This is a genomic window from Alteromonas confluentis (assembly GCF_001757105.1).
Lineage (GTDB): Bacteria > Pseudomonadota > Gammaproteobacteria > Enterobacterales > Alteromonadaceae > Alteromonas > Alteromonas confluentis.
The window spans coordinates 437,987-456,840 of sequence record NZ_MDHN01000029.1 but is presented as its reverse complement, the minus strand read 5'-3'; the positions used below and the strand labels follow the sequence as shown (position 1 = coordinate 456,840).

At 48.2% G+C, this 18,854-nt stretch carries 18 protein-coding genes; 12 read left to right on the top strand and 6 right to left on the bottom strand.

Annotation, left to right across the window (positions count from 1 at the left end):
* Window position 1 precedes the first annotated feature (1 nt).
* The 5 genes from BFC18_RS13610 to glpG all read left to right on the top strand — a co-directional run bounded on the left by BFC18_RS13610 (window position 2) and on the right by glpG (window position 6,026).
* Entirely contained in the window at window positions 2–2,482 is a 2,481-nt protein-coding gene (locus BFC18_RS13610) for a putative bifunctional diguanylate cyclase/phosphodiesterase (protein WP_070126143.1), read from the top strand.
* Window positions 2,483–2,626: 144 nt separating this feature from the next.
* Complete coding sequence (locus BFC18_RS13605) at window positions 2,627–3,820, top strand: glycine C-acetyltransferase (protein ID WP_070126086.1); 1,194 nt, start codon at window positions 2,627–2,629, stop codon at window positions 3,818–3,820.
* Complete coding sequence (gene tdh / locus BFC18_RS13600) at window positions 3,821–4,843, top strand: L-threonine 3-dehydrogenase (protein WP_070126085.1); 1,023 nt, start codon at window positions 3,821–3,823, stop codon at window positions 4,841–4,843.
* Window positions 4,844–4,848: 5 nt separating this feature from the next.
* Complete coding sequence (gene glpE, locus BFC18_RS13595; RefSeq protein ID WP_070126084.1) at window positions 4,849–5,160, top strand: thiosulfate sulfurtransferase GlpE; 312 nt, start codon at window positions 4,849–4,851, stop codon at window positions 5,158–5,160.
* A 2-nt stretch (window positions 5,161–5,162) separates the two neighbouring features.
* A complete protein-coding gene (glpG, locus tag BFC18_RS13590) occupies window positions 5,163–6,026 on the top strand; it encodes a rhomboid family intramembrane serine protease GlpG (protein ID WP_083273084.1) in 864 nt (287 codons plus the stop codon).
* Between the two features lie 19 nt (window positions 6,027–6,045).
* Here the strand turns inward: glpG and BFC18_RS13585 are convergent, their stop codons facing one another.
* The gene (locus BFC18_RS13585; protein ID WP_070126082.1) at window positions 6,046–6,459 is read right to left on the bottom strand and encodes a flagellar basal body-associated protein FliL; all 414 of its coding nucleotides are present in this window, start codon (window positions 6,457–6,459) and stop codon (window positions 6,046–6,048) included.
* Between the two features lie 173 nt (window positions 6,460–6,632).
* Between BFC18_RS13585 and BFC18_RS13580 the strand changes: the two genes are divergently transcribed.
* Together BFC18_RS13580 and ubiA are read left to right on the top strand one after the other, a co-directional pair.
* Window positions 6,633–7,172 carry a chorismate--pyruvate lyase family protein gene (locus tag BFC18_RS13580; protein WP_083273083.1) on the top strand — a complete coding sequence of 180 codons (540 nt, stop codon included), beginning with the start codon at window positions 6,633–6,635 and terminating at the stop codon, window positions 7,170–7,172.
* A 2-nt stretch (window positions 7,173–7,174) separates the two neighbouring features.
* Window positions 7,175–8,056: a 4-hydroxybenzoate octaprenyltransferase gene (ubiA, locus tag BFC18_RS13575; RefSeq protein ID WP_070126081.1), complete on the top strand. Its 882-nt coding sequence runs from the start codon at window positions 7,175–7,177 to the stop codon at window positions 8,054–8,056.
* A gap of 69 nt (window positions 8,057–8,125) precedes the next feature.
* Here the strand turns inward: ubiA and ubiK are convergent, their stop codons facing one another.
* Window positions 8,126–8,386, bottom strand: coding sequence for a ubiquinone biosynthesis accessory factor UbiK (gene ubiK, locus BFC18_RS13570; protein ID WP_070126080.1), 261 nt, complete (start codon window positions 8,384–8,386; stop codon window positions 8,126–8,128).
* A 119-nt stretch (window positions 8,387–8,505) separates the two neighbouring features.
* Here ubiK and rep point away from each other — a divergent pair, with 119 nt between their 5' ends.
* On the top strand, window positions 8,506–10,521 hold the full coding sequence (gene rep / locus BFC18_RS13565) for a DNA helicase Rep (protein ID WP_070126079.1): 2,016 nt from the start codon (window positions 8,506–8,508) through the stop codon (window positions 10,519–10,521).
* A 20-nt stretch (window positions 10,522–10,541) separates the two neighbouring features.
* Here rep and BFC18_RS22165 read toward each other — a convergent pair whose 3' ends face one another.
* From BFC18_RS22165 to BFC18_RS13550, 4 genes are all read right to left on the bottom strand, one after another.
* Complete coding sequence (locus BFC18_RS22165; protein WP_083273082.1) at window positions 10,542–10,841, bottom strand: type II toxin-antitoxin system RelE/ParE family toxin; 300 nt, start codon at window positions 10,839–10,841, stop codon at window positions 10,542–10,544.
* Window positions 10,838–11,041 carry an addiction module protein gene (locus BFC18_RS13560; protein ID WP_070126078.1) on the bottom strand — a complete coding sequence of 68 codons (204 nt, stop codon included), beginning with the start codon at window positions 11,039–11,041 and terminating at the stop codon, window positions 10,838–10,840. Before BFC18_RS13560 ends, BFC18_RS22165 begins: the two co-directional genes overlap by 4 nt.
* A gap of 86 nt (window positions 11,042–11,127) precedes the next feature.
* A complete protein-coding gene (locus BFC18_RS13555) occupies window positions 11,128–13,725 on the bottom strand; it encodes a sensor domain-containing phosphodiesterase (protein WP_070126077.1) in 2,598 nt (865 codons plus the stop codon).
* 177 nt (window positions 13,726–13,902) lie between these two features.
* On the bottom strand, window positions 13,903–14,301 hold the full coding sequence (locus BFC18_RS13550; RefSeq protein WP_070126076.1) for a c-type cytochrome: 399 nt from the start codon (window positions 14,299–14,301) through the stop codon (window positions 13,903–13,905).
* Window positions 14,302–14,656: 355 nt separating this feature from the next.
* Between BFC18_RS13550 and BFC18_RS13545 the strand changes: the two genes are divergently transcribed.
* The 4 genes from BFC18_RS13545 to BFC18_RS13530 are packed head-to-tail and all read left to right on the top strand — an operon-like array spanning window position 14,657 to window position 18,849.
* Entirely contained in the window at window positions 14,657–16,021 is a 1,365-nt protein-coding gene (locus BFC18_RS13545) for an O-antigen ligase family protein (RefSeq protein WP_245680385.1), read from the top strand.
* 13 nt (window positions 16,022–16,034) lie between these two features.
* Window positions 16,035–16,964 carry a glycosyltransferase family 2 protein gene (locus BFC18_RS13540; protein ID WP_070126075.1) on the top strand — a complete coding sequence of 310 codons (930 nt, stop codon included), beginning with the start codon at window positions 16,035–16,037 and terminating at the stop codon, window positions 16,962–16,964.
* On the top strand, window positions 16,965–17,915 hold the full coding sequence (locus tag BFC18_RS13535) for a sulfotransferase family protein (protein ID WP_070126074.1): 951 nt from the start codon (window positions 16,965–16,967) through the stop codon (window positions 17,913–17,915).
* A gap of 7 nt (window positions 17,916–17,922) precedes the next feature.
* Entirely contained in the window at window positions 17,923–18,849 is a 927-nt protein-coding gene (locus BFC18_RS13530) for a glycosyltransferase family 2 protein (protein ID WP_070126073.1), read from the top strand.
* The last annotated feature ends 5 nt before the right edge of the window (window positions 18,850–18,854 follow it).

Sequence of the window (18,854 nt, the reverse complement as noted above, 5' to 3'; positions counted from 1 at the left end):
TATGAAGGTACGCGTTTCCGTTACAACGAAGTTGCTCAGCATCGTCGTGGCGATGATGCTTACTGTACTGGTTTCCATTTCAGCGATGCTCATTGCTCAGTCTCATGCAGAGGTTGAACAGCAGCACCGGGCTTTTCAACTGAAGAATCAGAAACAACTGGCGCTGATTGACGAGCTGTTCGCTTTACGCCTTCTCGTTTGGATCGAAACCTTCTCGCAATGGGGGCAAACAGAAACGTTACTCGAAGACCAATTGGCGAAAGTTTTGGCCGATTCCTCCGATGCGCTTGGTGTCAGTTTGCACGTTAGCGAACTATGGCTGTTTAATCCGCAAAATACCCTCTTACTTGGCAATGAAGCGATGATGCCCGCGAGTATACTTACTATGGTCCGTAACACCCGCGACCAGATGCGACCTCAGAATGCCTTTCTCTGCCGTGAATCCTGCTACCGGTTTGTCTCAGCACCCATAATGATTAAGAACGAACAAGTGGCGGTTATCGTTATGAATGCCAGTTTCAGTGAAATGCTGGCCACGCTATCGCAGTTCACCAGCGCGTATAAAATTGCAGTAGTGAAACAAGCCAACCAAGAAAATGATTCGTCCTCACTTTTGACTCCGGTAAGTCGCCTTTCTGCGTCTAACTTGAAGGTGATTCAGGATGTTATTAGCACCCTTCCAGCAGACACTACAATTCAAAACATGGAAGAGAGCGGGGTGATGGTAACCGCGGATAACAAACGCTTACTGGTGTCTCTGCTACCGCTTACTGACTCCGACTATTTCATTTTGTTCGTGCGCGATATATCGGCCATGATCAGCGCTGTAAACGACTACCAGAACCGGGTTATTGGCACCGCCGTGTTGTTGTTTATCGTTTTCACCGCCATCTTGCTGATGATGATTCAGCAATACCGGATTAAATTGCTCAAACTGGCAGACCGGTTACCGCTGCTAGCAGAACATCGGTACGACGAGTTTGCGATGCGCAGCAGCCACCAAAAGCGATGGGAAAAGAAAATACTCCCTGATGAACTGGACTTACTGGAAGCCACAGCAAGTAATCTCGCCAGACAGCTTGAAGAGCAAGAGTCTAAACTCGCAGCGTCATCACAACAGCTGGAAAATATGGCTATGTTCGATAGCCTCACCGGCCTGCCTAACCGCACAATGATGACCTTTCAGATTGAAAAGCAAATTGTTACCGCGACCCGCGAACTTAAAATGGCAGCCTTGCTGTTTCTCGATTTAGACGACTTCAAAAAAGTAAACGATAGTCACGGTCATAATGTGGGTGATCAGTTAATTATTGCTGCCGCTGAAAGAATCGTAGAGGCAGTAGACGATGCAGGCTTTGTCGGACGGTTCGGCGGTGACGAATTTGTTATTTTGTTAAACGGCGTTACCGCAAAGTCGAAGGTGGAATCTTTCGCGCATACGGTGCTGGAAAAATTTGAGACGCCTATTCAGGTAAACGACTTACAGTTCTATGTTTCCGCCAGCATAGGTGCAGCTACAACCACCCAGTCAGACATGTCGGCGATGGAATTATTCCGGCACGCAGACATCGCCATGTATGAAGCGAAGGCGAAAAATGGCGGTGGCTTTAAGCTTTATGATTCGTCGATGAACGCTAAAGTCATGCGCAAGGTAGAACTGGAGCGGGAAGCCCGGGAGGCTCTGCGAGAGCATCATTTCAGTTTGGCTTTACAGCCACAAATCGACATCGAAACCCATCGGCTGAGAGGATTTGAAGCACTGATCCGATGGTCTCATCCCATAAAAGGCGCCATTTCTCCTGGCGAATTTATTCCGATGTTGGAGAGTACGCCGTTTATGCTGGAACTCGATTATTGGGTTCTTAATCGTTCTTTGCGTATTCTAAGCGAATTGCGTATGGCGGGATATCCCGACCTTAAAATAGCCATCAATATGTCTGCGGCCCAGTTTACCGATAACTCCTTGCCAGAATATCTCAAAGAACAATTAGACACCTTCGAGATCCCGCCAGATATGGTGGAGCTGGAACTCACAGAAACAGCGTTAGTCTCTGATATGGACCTGGCGGTTAACGTGTGTCAGTCGCTGCAGGAAATGGGCTGTCTTGTGGCCATGGATGATTTTGGCACCGGCTATTCCTCACTGAGCTACCTCAAAGAATTGCCCGTGAATGTGGTAAAAATTGACCAGGGTTTCATACGCGGCATGTTGGATAACCCCGAAGATGCCAATATCGTCGAATCGACTATTGCATTAGTGCGAAGTTTAGGTAGAACGGTCATCGCTGAAGGGGTGGAAACACATGAGCAGTTTTCCATGCTTGGGCAGTTTCAGTGTCATCAGGCGCAAGGTTACCTGATTAGCCGACCCATTCCCGAAAATCAGCTGTGGGAACGGTTGAATGAAGCGGTAAGCGATGGGGTTTGGATTGGCGCATTAGATAGCCAAACACTGACGCCACAGCATCAGTTTGTGTTTTGATATTCAGCAGATAAATTTCATTCCCGCCCAGGTGTGGCGATATCTTTACATTGCCAGGTAAAGCCGGTGAACCCTTATAAACCAAAGGCTGTACCCAACATATCCCATTCATTAGAATACGTGTTTTCGACGACGGAGAGAAACATGACACAGGCGTTTATCACGCATTTGCAACAGCAGATCGAAGAAGTAAAACAAGAAGGTCTGTACAAAAGTGAGCGAGTAATCACTTCGCAGCAACAGGCCGATATTGCTGTAGATGATGGCAGTGAGGTTATCAACTTCTGTGCGAACAATTACCTCGGACTGGCGAATCATGACGACCTGATCGCAGCGGCGAAAGAAGGCCTCGACAGTCACGGTTTTGGTATGGCCTCAGTGCGTTTTATCTGTGGTACCCAAGATATTCACAAACAACTTGAAACTAAAATCAGTGATTTTCTCGGTACCGAAGACACCATTTTGTACCCGTCGTGCTTCGATGCCAATGGCGGTTTGTTTGAAACCTTATTAGGCCCGGAAGATGCCATCATTTCTGATGCATTGAACCACGCCAGCATTATCGACGGTGTTCGACTGTCAAAAGCGAAGCGCTATCGGTATGCCAATAACGACATGGAAGCGCTGGAAGAACAGCTTAAACAAGCCGTAGCCGATGGTGTAAGATTCAAAATCATCGCCACCGACGGTGTGTTTTCCATGGATGGCGTAATCGCAAACCTCAAAGGTGTGTGTGATCTGGCTGACAAATACGACGCCATGGTGATGGTGGATGACTGCCACGCTACCGGCTTCCTGGGTGAAAATGGCCGTGGTAGCCATGAGTACTGCGACGTAATGGGTCGCGTAGACATCATCACCGGTACGTTAGGTAAAGCCCTGGGCGGTGCTTCAGGCGGCTACACCTCAGGTAAAAAAGAAATTGTTGAGTGGCTGCGTCAGCGTTCGCGCCCTTATCTGTTCTCTAATTCCGTTGCGCCACCCATTGTGTCTGCCTCGCTGAAAGTGTTCGACATGATGGCCGATGGTCACGCATTGCGTGAGCAACTGTGGAAAAACGCCGTACATTTCCGCACTCGCATGGAAGAAGCCGGATTTACCCTGGCAGGGAAAGATCACGCGATTATTCCTGTGATGCTGGGCGATGCCCGGTTAGCGAGCGAAATGGCCGATAAGATGTTGAAGAAAGGCATTTATGTGGTTGGTTTTTCTTATCCGGTGGTGCCGAAAGGACAAGCGCGTATCCGTACGCAGATGTCTGCCGGTCACACCATTGCGCACGTAGATAAAGCAGTAGATGCCTTTATCGAAGTGGGCAAAGAGCTTGGAGTTATTTAAATGAAGTCACTGGTTAAAGCGCACCGCGAACCGGGGATCTGGCTGCAGGACACCCCTGAGCCGGAAGTGGGTCACAACGACCTGCTGATTAAAATTCGTAAAACCGCTATTTGCGGTACCGACATGCACATCTACAACTGGGACGAATGGTCGCAAAAAACCATTCCAGTTCCCATGGTGGTTGGCCACGAGTACGTAGGCGAGGTCGTGGGTATGGGCCAGGAAGTTGCCGGGTTTAAAATTGGCGATCGTGTATCTGGTGAAGGTCATATTACTTGTGGTCATTGCCGTAACTGTCGTGCCGGTCGTCGTCACCTGTGTCGCAACACCGAAGGCGTGGGCGTAAACCGCGCGGGTGCATTTGCTGAATATCTGGTGATCCCGGCGTTCAATGCGTTTCGTATTCCAGATAATATCAGCGATGATATGGCGTCTATCTTCGACCCGTTTGGTAATGCCGTACACACTGCGCTGTCTTTTGATTTGGTTGGTGAAGATGTGCTGATCACCGGTGCTGGCCCTATTGGTATTATGGCGGCTGCTGTGGCGAAACACGTTGGTGCACGTCATGTGGTGATCACCGATCTCAACCCGTACCGTCTGGCGCTGGCTGAGAAAATGGGAGCTACCCGAGCGGTGAACGTCGGCACAACGTCATTGTCTGATGTTATGAAAGAGCTGGGCATGACCGAAGGCTTCGATGTGGGTCTGGAAATGTCTGGTGTACCGGTGGCCTTCCGCGACATGCTCGACAAGATGAATAATGGTGGAAAGGTTGCTATGCTGGGCATTCCGCCAACCGATGTGGCGGTAGACTGGAACCAGGTGATCTTTAAAGGTCTGACGATCAAGGGTATTTATGGTCGTGAGATGTTCGAAACCTGGTACAAAATGGCCAGTCTGTTACAAAGTGGCCTGGATATTTCGCCCATTATTACGCATCAGTTTGGTATCGATGAATTTCAGCAAGGATTCGACACCATGGGCTCCGGGCAATCAGGAAAAGTTATTCTTAATTGGTAATTAGCATGTCAGATTTTCAGCATATCAGTATTCAGGATGCGGCGGACAAACTCGAAGAGTTTGCTGTCGTTGATATTCGCGACCCGCAATCTTTCTCTATGGGCCATATGCCCGGTGCGTTGCATCTGAGTAACGATAACTTCGCTGAATTTCTTAATAACACCGCCGAAGAAAAACCGGTGCTGGTGGTGTGCTATCACGGTGTAAGTAGCCAGCAGGCGGCCACCGTGATCGCCCAGCAGGGTTTTAAAAATGTTTACAGCATGGACGGTGGCTTCGAAAGCTGGAAACTGTCTCAACAGGTGGTGACAGAATAAGCGTGAGCACTCCATTAATCGCCATCAACAACGAAAGTTATGCTCACCTTCTTGCCAATTACCTCACTAGTCAGCAATTAATTGCTCACGTACTGCCCTCTCAAAAAGAGGGGGAGTACGTAATCGTGCTGGAAGACGATGCAAAGGTGGAAGACGCAAAGGCAATTTGCGAGGAATTCCTTCGTCAGCCGCGTCATCCTAAGTACCAACAGGCGGCCTGGGAAAGTGGTGAGCAAGTCGCACTGCATCCATCCCACACGAATAATCTCAAAATTGGCAACTTGATGAACTGGGCAAAAGAAGCTCCTCTTGCGGCTTCCGTACTGTTCATCTGTACACTGGTTTATGCCCTTTCCTGGCTCGGCTTTTTTGGTTACGTCGAGCAATATCTGAAGATGCAGCCTTTTGGCCAGTTGCAACAAACCCATGAATACTGGCGTTTGATTACGCCCGCGTTTATTCACTTTTCCGCGATACACTTTATTTTTAATGTGCTGTGGTGGAGCATGATAGGCAGCCAGATCGAGCGCATATTTGGCTTTACTATGTTGCTGGTGGTTTTCCTGGTATCGGCCGTAGCGTCTAATCTCGCTCAAGCGATTGTAAGTGGTCCTGCATTCGGTGGGTTGTCGGGTGTGGTGTATGCCGTGCTGGGGTTTGCCTGGTGGATTGGCTGGCTGAAGCCGAGCTGGGGGTTATACATTCCCAAATCCATCGTGATTTTCATGCTGATATGGTTAGTGCTGGGTTATACCGACGTACTGTGGGTAAATATGGCGAACACGGCGCACACCGTGGGGCTGATAAGTGGCTGCTTAATTGCCGCGGTTTTAGCGCTTGGCGCAGGCAGACGTAAACCTGCCTGAGCCGTTGCTCATAGTCGTATTAGCTGTGATACAGATACTTGGTGAAGATAACGTCTTTCACAATGGGCGCGCCGGTTTCTTTACGCATGTGATCTTGTAATGCTTTTAAAATTGCCTGCCGGATATCTTCACGTCCGGTAAGCGATTTCACTTTATCTTCAGGTTGCTGACCAAAAATTTCTATGGTGGTGGCGCGCAATAGCGGCAAGTGATGTTCAGCTATTTCCAGTACATCAACGCTATCTATCATCAATTCTACGGTTACACGAACAAAGCCCAGTTTCTTCGACGATGTGCCAATGTAATTGGTAATGATATCCGGCTCTAAGCTCAGGTAACCAAAGTTTGGTGCGTCTTGTGCGTGAGAAGAAAAACTGAGCAGGCTACACAGAAGTGATATCGTAGCTAACAATCGCAGTGATAATTTTTTCATAAGATTCAATATCGTACCGATAGATGGCGTTGTTTAAGTCTTATTTAGTGTAGCAAAAGGCGGAAAATAAACACTCAATAAAAAGGCTACAATAAGTATCTTTGTGAGAGGTTTTGGGCTATCGGATATACCAATGCTAAGATACGGCCTTCCGATTTTCAGGTGAACAGGCATTGCAACAGGGTTTTTCGTTTCCAATTGGGCTGGATGTAGTCTGGGAACCACTTTCACGTTATCCCCACTTACCCAGTCATATTCGCAGCTGGCTGCAGGATAGCGGTTCACTGACTGATCGCATTGAAAGTGCGTGTAGCGTTTTTAATTTAACGCTTATTGGTGAAGGTGAGGCGCAATTACATGCATGTGAACGTCAAAGCCTTCACATTAACGCCACCGACAATCATACGGTTCGCGAGGTGTTGCTTTGTGGCGATGAACGTCCGTGGGTGTTCGCGCGCTCGGTTATTCCTCCTGAGCTCATGTCTTCTGAGTTTAACCAACTGGGTGAAGAGCCCCTGGGGCGCCGACTGTTTAACGATGCCCGATTCAGACGCGGCGAGTTCGAGGTTTGCCGCATTCGACATACTGCCTTCACACCTGAAATAGAATTGCCGCTGTGGGGGCGTCGGTCAGTTTTTTATTTTCAGCAGCACGCTTTATTGGTGGCAGAGTTGTTTCTTCCTGCATCGCCTTTGTATCAAACGGGTAGTTAATTATGTCTCTCGAGTTGTCATTCAGTAATTGGCGCGCCTACATGCAGCTAACCCGCCTGGATAAACCCATCGGCATTTATTTGCTGCTGTGGCCGACGATCTGGGCGTTAGTCATCGCCGCAGACGGTTTACCCAGTTTGGGCATTACGCTGATATTTATTGCCGGTGTGGTGCTAATGCGCTCTGCAGGATGCGTCATTAACGACTACGCCGACAGAAAAGTGGATGGCAGTGTAAAACGCACAAACGCACGGCCATTGGTGTCGGGCACGGTAACTGAACGGGAGGCGCTGCAATTGTTCGCCTTGCTGGTGGGCTTATCGTTTATTCTGGTGCTCATGTTGAATTGGCAGACCATTGCCTTGTCGGTTGTGGCGCTATTTCTGGCGGCCAGTTATCCGTTTATGAAGCGATATACGCACATGCCGCAAGCGGTATTGGGAGCTGCGTTTGGCTGGGCGATCCCCATGGCGTTTGCCGCCATTCAGGGCTCAGTGCCGCTGGAAGGTTGGTTGCTGTTTATTGCAAACCTTACCTGGACCATTGCGTACGACACGTATTACGCCATGGTCGACCGCGATGACGACCTAATCGTAGGCATAAAATCATCGGCTATCTTATTTGGTCAGTACGACAGATTGATCATTGGCGTGCTGCAGGGGATCACACTGATATTGCTGTTCACCATTGCCCAGTGTTTAGCATACGGTTGGCCGGTGTACTTTGCGCTGGTGGCGTGCGCGCTGCTGTTTATCTTTCAGTCTTACGAAACCCGTGAACGGGAGCGCATGGCCTGCTTCAAAGCCTTCTTAGATAACCATTACGTAGGATTGGTTTTCGCGGTGGGGTTATTGATGGACAGAATTGCATTGGCAGTGATGTAAGCCAAAACGCTGAAGACGATTGATAGCGCTGTTACCGGTTCGTCCGTTTCGGCAGCAGCGCTCGGAGTCTTATTCTTTCGGCAACGCGCTTTGCTTTTCTTCCAAGGCCGCTAATCGCGCTTCCATCGCTTCTAGCTTTTCACGCGTTCGGATCAGCACCTGACTTTGAATGTCGAACTCTTCCCGGGTAACCAGGTCCAGTTTGCTCAGTTGCGCCTGCAAAACCTGCTTAACACGGGCCTCGGCACCTTCTGCCATATTGCGTACGCCCGGCGGCACAGCATCAGAAATTTGTTTGGCGATTTCTTCGAGTTTTTTCGGATCAAGCATAGTATTTCCTTTATAATGCGCATCATCGCGACTTTGTGTTTCATATTCTAAATAGATGCGACACACATGCAATTAAAAAACCGTCATTCTCTCAACCCCGTAGCTCGCTCCCACTGAATATGAAGTTAAACGACGCTCAACAATCTGCCGTGACGTATGTTTCCGGACCTTGTCTGGTTCTGGCGGGTGCCGGTAGTGGTAAAACCCGCGTAATCACCAATAAAATTGCCCATCTGGTGCGCGAGTGCGACTTGCCTGCCCGGCAAATCGCAGCGGTAACCTTTACCAACAAAGCTGCCCGGGAAATGAAGGAGCGGGTGGGGCAAACCCTGGGTAAGCAGGAAGCCCGCGGTCTGAAAGTGTGTACGTTTCACACCCTCGGTCTAACCATTATTAAAGCGCACGTTAAAGAGCTTGGCCTGAAACCAGGCTTCTCGCTTTTTGACGACAAAGACTCGACTGCGCTGCTGAAAGACCTCACCGAAGATACGATTGACGGCGACAAAGACCAGTTGAGCATGCTGCAAAGCTGCATTTCCAACTGGAAAAACGATCTGCTTCTGCCCGATGCGCTGGCGAAGAAAGCCACCAGTGCCGGTGAACGGGAATTTGCCGAAGCGTACCGCCACTATCAGAATCACCTGCGGGCCTATAACGCATTGGATTTTGATGATCTCATTTTGCTGCCAACCTTGTTGCTGAAAACAAACGAGAGCGTACGACTGAAATGGCAGAGCAAAATTCGCTATTTGCTGGTGGACGAATATCAGGATACCAACACCAGCCAGTATGAACTGGTGAAGCTGCTTGTAGGCGAACGGGCACGGTTTACCGTGGTTGGCGACGACGACCAGTCGATATATTCCTGGCGAGGTGCCAGACCACAGAACCTGCATTTACTACAAGAAGATTTCCCCAAACTGAATGTTATTAAGCTGCAGCAAAACTACCGTTCATCCGGCCGTATTCTGCATTGCGCCAACATACTCATTCAGAACAATCCCCATTTATTCGATAAAACCCTGTTTTCAGAAATGGGCTACGGTGAACCGCTCCGCGTGTTGTCGGCAAAGAACGAAGAACACGAAGCCGAGCGAGTTGTGGCTGAGCTTATCGCACATAAATTCATGAACCGTACGTCGTTCAAAGACTACGCCATTCTGTATCGGGGTAATCACCAGAGCCGCTTGTTTGAAAAGTTACTGATGAGTAACCGTATTCCTTATCGCATCAACGGTGGGATGTCGTTCTTTGGCCGCACCGAAGTAAAAGACATCATGGCGTACCTGCGCCTGCTGGTGAATCAGGATGACGACAATGCCTTTTTGCGCGTGGTAAATACGCCTAATCGGGGTATTGGTCGTGCCACGTTAGAAAAGCTGGGTAACTTTGCTAATCAGGTGGGCATTTCGTTGTTTGCCGCTACTACCCATTCCGGGCTATCTGGCGTGTTAGGTGAGTCTGCCTATCAGCGCGTTGCCGGTTTTGGACGCTGGGTTGTGGAAACCTCTGATAACGTCGTGCGTGGCGACAGTAAAGCCGTATTGCGAGACATGATTCGCTCTATGCAGTACGAAGAGTTCCTTTACGAACACAGCCCCAGCCCGAAAGCGGCTGAAATGGCTATGGCCAACGTAAGTACCTTATTCGGCTGGGTTACCGACATGCTGGAAGGAAACGACCTCGATGCGCCTATGACTATGCAGGAAGTGGTGAACCGCCTTATCTTGCGTGACATGATGGAGCGAGGCGAAGAAGACAGCGAAGCCGATCAAGTTCAGCTTATGACACTGCACGCCTCGAAAGGTCTGGAATTTCCGATTGTGTTTCTGGTGGGTATGGAAGAAGGTTTACTGCCGCACCAAAGCAGCATTGATGAAGATAACGTGGAAGAAGAACGTCGCCTCGCTTACGTGGGCATCACCCGTGCTCAGCGCGAACTGATTTTCAGCCTGGCAAAGGAACGCCGACAGTTTGGCGAAGTCATCAATCCCGAGCCAAGCCGTTTTCTCTATGAATTACCCGTAGACGACGTGGTATGGGAAGAGAAAAAGGCGAAACCCACCGCCGATCAGCAAAAGAAAACCAACGAAGCCGGATTGGCCAGTTTAAAAGCCATGTTGGGGAAGAAGTAGTTTCAGGCTAATGTTGAAAGTCAGGTTCGTTTTTTCCATAAAGAGTCCGATCTAGAGCAATGAAGCACCGCTAACACGGTAATTTTATCTGCGGAAGGTAAATAGTAAACGCAAAAGGGAAATCGTCTGACTAGCATCCTTCGGACGCTTTTATGAACTCTCGGGTAGTGAAAAGGGTTATGTTGGAGTTTAGATAATGCTTGTTCCACGCTGAGAATGTAGTCATCGCCTAAGCCTTTCTGGCAATGCTCGAAATACGAAAACGCATCGGAAATATCGTACTCGACTTCCGGAGCAAAACGCAGCGGTAGCAGGCTCAAATATCTGTGGCGCGGGCTTTAATCGTTGACCAATCCAGTTCAGATGACGGATTAGTTTTCAGCTTAGACAGGCGTGCATCTAATTCTTTCTGATGCTCTGAAGAGATTTCTATTTCAGATGAGTCGTCTTGCGCAACGGAATCCCAAATCTGTTGCACCAACGCTACTTTTTCGCTGGTAGATAATTTGCCGAATTTCACTCTGATAACTCCCGTTGCTGAATGATATCAGTATATACCCAGATGCCTTTGTTTAAAAACTGACCTTTCGGGACGTTAATTAAAACTTACGCACTTTTTTGTCGTGACACCTGTTGTGGCGAAGACAGGATCTTCCCTTGCGCATAATGACATTCAATTTCATTGAGCGCGTTGAGCTGCGCTTTGGCATTCACACCTTCAGCGATAACATCGAACTTAAGGTGTTCTGATATCAGCATGACCGACTGAATTAACTTAAGGTTGCGCTGAGAGCGGGGCAGAGACTTAACGAAACGGTGGTCTATTTTGATAAAGTCGAAGGGATAGGCAAACAAATAACTTAGCGACGCTAAACCGCTGCCGAAGTTATCCAATACGAGTGTTACACCTGCACGTTTGAGCTTCTTGATTGCAGGCAGAATGTATTGCGAACGGCGATTCAAATCATTTTCGTCGAATTCAAAAACCAAGCGGCCGGGCTCAATACCCCATTGTGTTACCAGATCTAAGATTTTATTCACCAGTGAAGCCTGAAGCAGGTGATTTATCGAAACATTCACCGCAATCTTTCCAATTTCACCGGCCTGTTTAGCATCGTGTCTGATCAGCGAGCAGGCCTTATTCAACTGGTATAAATCGAGATCCAGGGTTAATCCACTGTGTTCAGCCACCCGTCTGAAGTTTTCTCTGTCTACCTTTCCATGTACCGGATGCACCCAACGAACATACATTTCGTGGTACAGCACGGAATTGGCGCGAAGGTCGATGACAGGCTGCATATAACATTCGAATTCTTCATCGCGTAATGCACGGCGAAACTCGTTTTCGAGTTCAAGCTCTTCTATTAGCCGGTCGCGCATAGACTTATCAAACATCACAAAGCGACCGCGACCAATGGTTTTCGCTTGATACATAGCTGCATCGGCATCGCGAAGGACTTCATCGGCGGTGCGATAGTAGGTTTCCAGATGGGCAATACCGATACTGGCCCCGCTGTACATCTCTTTACCATCAAGTACAAAGGGTTGAGAAATGGCTTCGATTATCCGCGAAGCAACGTCTTCAACTACCTCGGCTTCCTCAAAGTTGTCCAGCAGCACAACAAACTCATCGCCGCCCAGGCGTGCAAGCAGATCATGGCCCCGAATACACAGAGAAATACGGTGCGCTACCTCTATGAGGAATTCATCACCCGCGTGGTGACCCAATGTGTCGTTGATGGTTTTAAAACGGTCGAGGTCGATAAACAACACTGCGAACAAGTTATCCGGATAGCGCTGTTTGTTGGCAACGGCAAGCTCTAAACGACTAGCAAACATGGCGCGGTTTGGCAGGTCCGTAAGGCTGTCGTGATGCGCATCGTGAATGAGCTTTAACTCAATAACCTTACGCTCTTCAATCTGCTGCTTCAGATAAGAGTTCGTGGCGTCTAACTCTCTTGTGCGCTCTGCTACTTTTTCTTCTAGTAACGCATTGTATTGCTGAATCGCGTCGGTACTGCGTTTTCGGCCTATTGCCGCTGCAATGTGATGAGAAACGAAGCGCAGTAGCTCGAGATCTTTGCCTGTGTATTTGGCCAACTTACCGTAGGTCTGAATACCAATCACACCTGAAATTTTGCCATCAACAATGAGCGGCGAACCCAGCCAGGAGTTGGCACTTTTTAGCATTTTCTGAGCAGTGGATACATCCAACTCACCGCTTTCTGCCAGTTCGAGTACTCGGGGTGGATTAATCAGTTCGGTTTGCCCACTACGCAGTACAAATTCAGTAAGACCTAATCCTAACGGACGACGAGACACCGATTCGTTCATGGTGTCGCTGAAATACGGGAAGTCGAGGTGATTGCCCGATTCATCAAGAATAGCGATGTAGCAGTTCGGTGCGCTAATCAAGCGCGCCAGAATATTATGAATGCTGGCGTAGAAGGCATCCATATCGCCTTCAAGATTGGCCGCAAGTTCGGATATCTCGTACAACGCCTGTTGTAGTGTTTCTATCCGTTGGCGCTCTAATATTTCTTCTTGAAGCTCATCGTTAATTGTACGAAGTTGTCGGGTTCTTTCGCGAATGGTGCGCTCTGTGAGCTCGCGGTTTTTCACTCGGTCTACCGTGGTCACAATGTGTTGCGATACAAACAAGAGTACTTCGAGATCTTCATCAGAGTAACTCACAGAACTATCGTAAGTTTGTACCACCATGGCACCAATAACCTGTGAACCCCGTTTCAGTGGAACACCGAGGAATTGATGAGGCGTAGCGCCTACCATGGAAACGCCAGTTTCGGCGGCGAAAGCAGCTTGATTTTCGCTTTCTAGAAATACGTGTTTGCCGGTGCGAAGAATATGGCCGGTAATCCCGTCCATCAGGGATTCAGCAGGAATTTGTTTGATTGTCTGTTCGTCGAACTCGTCAACAAAGTAAGCAAAATCAATAAGGTTTGCTTCTTTTTCGTAAAACGCAACGAAGAAGTTATCTGCGATCATAAAGTCGCCGATAATTTCGTGAATGGCTGGATAAAGGCGACTAAGATTACTTACCGAACTGGCTAGTTCAGCAATATCGAATAGTGCTTTTTGTACTCGTTCCGCACGTTTGTACTTATCAGTGAGTTGCTGTAACTGCGGAATAAGTTCCCGAAGCTCCTCTTCTGACAACTCATACTGCGTTGACTTTGAAGACATCAGATTTGTGTCGCTTTATTATAGATTTTTTATTTTCGACAATAAATTAACCGATTTGTATTAAAAACGCTACTTAATGAGACAAAATTGCGGTGAACGGGCTAGAAATGCCGTGTTCAGGTATGCTAAGAAATACCCGACAGCCTGTGGTGAAAACTGTCGGGGCTTTAGAAGGTGTTAAATGCCTTCAATCATGTATTCGATGGTCGCTTTGATGTCGTCATCGCTACAATCTGTACACGTGCCTCTTGGTGGCATGGCGTTAATGCCATTAAGTGCATTTTGCCAAACACCGTCCAGACCACGCTCGTCTAAACGAGGCTGCCAGTCTGCGGCGTTATTAGCGCGCGGCGCACCCATCAAACCCGATGCGTGACACATTGCACACGCGCCGTTAAAAATTTCTTCCGGAGTACGTGCCTTTGCTGTGGTTGCTGCTGCAGTTTGTGCACCCGCAACATTTAATTCGCCATAGGGTTTTGTTCTTTCTTTAATCGCTTCATCTGACATTTCCTGTGCATGAGCAGCGCTCAAACCCAGCGAAACAGCCATAGCTATCAATGCTTTAACTTTCACTTTTGTCTCCAGGCAACGGTCTTAAAGTCTGTAATTGACTGATTATAGCGGTTAAAAAGTCTCCGACAACATTTTGAACATAAATACCTACAAAAATTGTGTGAAATAGCGTTAATAATGATTGATGTCATAAATTATCACGATCTTTATGCTACAGATATCGTATAGCATACGATGGTGTTAATAAGGGCGCGTGCTTTAGTTGAATACGGTGTGAATACTGTTTATTCTGCCTGCTTTAAGCGCTAAATGTTGTATAACCCGGTACTGGAAGTGATGAATTATTGTTCGAAATGCATGGATGCTAAATGCAGCTCTACCTTGGCGCGTGTTAGTGCATTAAGGGACTGTTGTTGTGAGTGAACAGCAAATAGCGCCCAACCGGCCTACCGCACACAAGTTTAAGCCCACTAATACCGAAGCTACTTCGCCATTCGGCTTCTTCTTGCTTTGTGTTTATACCGCGCTGGTATTTATTCGCCCCCATGAATGGCCGATATTTGAAACGGAACTGCCAATCCTGCGTACGTTCCTCATCATTACGTTTATCTTCTACGTCACAACGCTAAGTCCGAAGAAGTGGAACTGGCAAGCCACCATAATGGTGGTAATGTTCTTCTTCATGCTGTTATCGGAAATGAGGGCGAGGCGATTCTTCAGTGATCTTACCTTCGTTACCGAGTGGGTAACCTCAGACATACTGCCGTTTATTCTGTTCCTGGGCTTTCTTGTGTCGCTCAGAAGGCAACGGATTATTCTGTTTATCTCGTTAATGGCCTGCGTCATCATGGTCCATCAGGCGTGGTTCCAGATTGGCGATCCGCTGGGTATGGGATGGGCGGAGAATGCAATATTCCGGGGTTCCGGTAACGACGCCATGATGCAGGTGCGTTACGTGGGTATTTTCCACGACCCTAACGATATGGGCATGTTCTTGGTAATGAACATTCCTATTGCCATGTATTTTCTGGTTAACACCAAGAGCTTTATGATTCGCATGCTGTCGTTAGGCATCATGGCGGCGCTATTTGTTGGTATATATTGGACCGGAAGTCGAGGCTCTTTGGTTGGGTCGTTAGCGGTGATCGCCGCGTACATTTTCGTGCGCTTCGGCCGGGTGAAGTTCATGATCCTCACGGCGCTTTCACTGCCGATAGTTGGGGTGGCATTGGCCTCGTTCCGTACCATCGGTTTAGAAGACAAAAGTGTACAAGACCGTCTGACAGCCTGGTATGAAGGTATTCAAATGGTGAAATACCGCCCACTATTTGGCTTCGGTAAAGATCGCTTTTTGGAATATCACTCCAAAGTAGCCCATAACAGTTTCGTTACGGTGATGTCAGAACTCGGCGCCATCGGTTATACCTTGTGGATGACGTTCATTATGTTGATTTTTGTGATGGCGTACCGCATCGCAAAATTGCCAGCCATCGAAGGGCCAAAAGGCGACGCTTTGCGCCAAGAGCAATCGCTAAATATTTACCTTTCAATTGCAATGATTGGCTATTGCTCCACCGCATTCTTTATTAGTCGAAGCTATATTCTCTATTTCTACGTATTCGCCGCATTCGTAGCTGCGTCGTACATGCGGGTGCAAAAATCTTACCCTCAGTTCGACCTCAAAATCACAGCGGCAACAGTGGCCCGGGTTGCGGTGTGCAGCGCCGGAAGTCTGATCGTTCTGTATCTGATCATCAGATTCCTGCTCACAATTCGGTAAGAGGTTATTAAGTTTGAGTAATTTAAAAGCAAGCATCATTGTTGCCGTTTATAACGGCGCTAAAACGCTGGAGGCGTGCATCAATAGTTTGCTTGCGCAGACCTACAGCAACTTTGAAATCTTGCTGGTGGACGACGGCTCTTCCGATAATTCTTATGAAGTAATTCAGGCGTTTGAAAGCGATCCGCGAGTCCGTTACTTCAAAAAGGAAAACGGTGGGGTGGCCTCTGCCCGAAATTACGGTATCGGTGTTTCTGAAGGCGATGTCATTGGGTTCTGTGACCAGGACGACCAATGGAAGCCAACAAAGCTAGAAAAGCAACTTCCACGATTCGACGACCCCGACGTTGGCCTGGTGTACAGCTGGGTTGAAATTCAGCGCATGGGCGAAACCGATTACAGTAAACCGGAAATAGAAGGGCGCTGCTTTCACGAATTATTAGATGTGAATTTCATTTCCTGCTGCACCGCACTGGTTAGAAAGTCCATTTTAAAAGATATCGGCGGTTTCGATGATAGCCGCGAACTGCACGGTGTAGACGACCGACATGTATGGCTGCGTGTAGCGCGTATCTCAAAACTCGCGGTGGTAAAAGAGCCATTGGCGGTGTACTACATTCATGGCGAAAACTACTCCATGAATCAAATGAAAATGTTGATAGCCGATTTGGTATGCGTGAGAAAAATTGCCGCAATGCCTGAGGTGAGTGAAGCTGAGCGCGAAGAATGTCGCCAAGCAGAGCACAAAATCTACCTACACTATGCCGGAAACCTGTTTTATCAGAACAAACCGGACCTTGCCGGGCAGTGTTATCTCGATGCCTGGAAAATCAAACCGTTAAAAGTTCAGCTACTGGTCAAAGGGATTGGTCTGAAACTTATGCCTGCGTCATTGCTGAAAAAAGCAAAAGCCGCTCGTAAATCAGTAAAAAGAGCAGCCTGAATGCAACAAAAAGCCATTATCGTTATAGGAATGCATCGCAGCGGCACGTCGGCCATTTCGGGCCTGTTAGCTGAGTTGGGTGTATTTATGGGGTCGTCGCTGTTCGCGCCGCAAAAAGGCGTGAATGAGAAAGGGTTTTACGAAAACTCCCTGGTTGTCGAAATGAACGAGCGCCTGTTCGATGAGAAATGCTGGTCGTGGGATGATCCACTCGCCCATGCGTTTGCCGACAACAACGACAGCGCCATTCAAAAAGCACTTCCTCATGCGGCAGATATGCTGAAAACCGACTATGGCAATAAGCCGTTATGGGGCATGAAAGATCCGCGCACTACCTTGCTCATGCCATTCTGGAAACAGGTTTTTAATAAGCTTAATGTTAAAACCACATACGTGTTAATGGTGCGTCCGCCGGTAGAAGTGTGTGGCTCTCTGACCAAGCGAAATGGCTTTTCGTTAGATAAATCGCTAATGCTGTGGCTGAACCACACATTTACGGGTTACTTCTGCTGTGACGAGCAGGAACGCTGCATTGTGACTTACCCTGACTTACTCGAGCAGCCCAAAGCCATGGCGCGCAGAATTGCAGAGTGCGCCGCGCTTGATATCGATATAGACAGTATGGATCTGAATTTTGTAGATAAAAGTATGCAAAATCAGAAGCAGAAAACCATGCCAGCTGGCGAGTTGTCTGATATTGCTGTCGACCTCTATACCGCGCTTTCACAGCCTGAAGTGAATGACGACGATGTACGCGCAGTGAAAGCGCGCTACGAACAATACCTAAGTCGCATGAACCCGGTGTTGGTAGAGCATTTACGTTCAGTAAAGCAAGAAGAAGTGTATTTCCGTCACCTCTTTGTAAACGCATACCGTTCTGTATGGTGGAAGCTAAGTTGGCCACTGAAGAAAATAGAAATGTCGTTGCGCAAAAAGAAATGGCAATGGTAAGCGTGCTATGAAAAACGTATTCATTTGTGTCATTACCTGCAGAAGGCCGCAATGGTTGGCTCGTTTACTCGATGGCCTGCTGGCCCAGCAAATTGATGAGAACATCAAGGCCAGCGTGCTGGTGGTAGATAACGCACAAGATGCGGCTACCAAACAAGTAGTAGAAGACAAAGCGGCAACCAGTGCGATACCGGTTATTTATGATGTAGAACCCCAGCCGGGCATCGTGTTTGCCCGTAACCGCTGTGCGCAGCGATTCTTGGAAGAGCAGGGCGATTATCTGGTATTTATCGACGACGATGAATGGCCGCAGTCGCCAGACTGGCTGAATCGATTATGCGAAGGGTCTGATAAATATCAGGCCGATGTAGTAACCAGCCATGTGATTTCTGTGGGCGAGCCGGGTACTCCTGAATGGTCTGTCGATTTAATCTACGGTAATAATCCGTTTACGGAAGGGCAGTTCATTGATGTGTTTTACACCAATAATGTGCTTATTAGCCGTAACGTTATCGCCTCGCTTAACCCCTGCTTCGATGAGCGTTTCGCCATGACCGGCGCCAGCGATTATCATTTTGCTTTGCGCGCAAAGCACGCCGGCTACCGTTGTGTGTATATCGATGCACCGGTAGTGGAAGAATTCCCCAAGAGTCGCGCAACTATAAAGTGGTTCTGCCGTCGGGGCTATCGTTCAGGCATTGGTTATACCCGTTCGCACATATTCGAAGAATCATTTGGTAAGGCCCTGGCACGTTGTGCGGTGTTAAGTGGTGTCAGAGTGCTGCGTGGTTTAGGCAAGCTTATCGTAGGCGCGGTAACTGGAAATAAAACCAAATACGTCGATGGTCTGTTTCGACTGTGTTCTGCCTGGGGAACCATTGTAGGTTTCTTTGGCGTGAAGCACGAAGAGTACAAAGTCATTCACGGAAAATAGCGCTC

What these genes read in the sequence shown, in the direction of transcription:
- BFC18_RS13610 (WP_070126143.1), top strand. Translation starts at nt 2, where the DNA reads ATGAAGGTACGCGTTTCCGTTACAACGAAGTTGCTCAGCATCGTCGTG.
- BFC18_RS13605 (WP_070126086.1), top strand. Translation starts at nt 2,627, where the DNA reads ATGACACAGGCGTTTATCACGCATTTGCAACAGCAGATCGAAGAAGTA.
- tdh (WP_070126085.1), top strand. Translation starts at nt 3,821, where the DNA reads ATGAAGTCACTGGTTAAAGCGCACCGCGAACCGGGGATCTGGCTGCAG.
- glpE (WP_070126084.1), top strand. Translation starts at nt 4,849, where the DNA reads ATGTCAGATTTTCAGCATATCAGTATTCAGGATGCGGCGGACAAACTC.
- BFC18_RS13585 (WP_070126082.1), bottom strand. Translation starts at nt 6,459, where the DNA reads ATGAAAAAATTATCACTGCGATTGTTAGCTACGATATCACTTCTGTGT.
- ubiA (WP_070126081.1), top strand. Translation starts at nt 7,175, where the DNA reads ATGTCTCTCGAGTTGTCATTCAGTAATTGGCGCGCCTACATGCAGCTA.
- ubiK (WP_070126080.1), bottom strand. Translation starts at nt 8,386, where the DNA reads ATGCTTGATCCGAAAAAACTCGAAGAAATCGCCAAACAAATTTCTGAT.
- rep (WP_070126079.1), top strand. Translation starts at nt 8,506, where the DNA reads ATGAAGTTAAACGACGCTCAACAATCTGCCGTGACGTATGTTTCCGGA.
- BFC18_RS13555 (WP_070126077.1), bottom strand. Translation starts at nt 13,725, where the DNA reads ATGTCTTCAAAGTCAACGCAGTATGAGTTGTCAGAAGAGGAGCTTCGG.
- BFC18_RS13535 (WP_070126074.1), top strand. Translation starts at nt 16,965, where the DNA reads ATGCAACAAAAAGCCATTATCGTTATAGGAATGCATCGCAGCGGCACG.
- BFC18_RS13530 (WP_070126073.1), top strand. Translation starts at nt 17,923, where the DNA reads ATGAAAAACGTATTCATTTGTGTCATTACCTGCAGAAGGCCGCAATGG.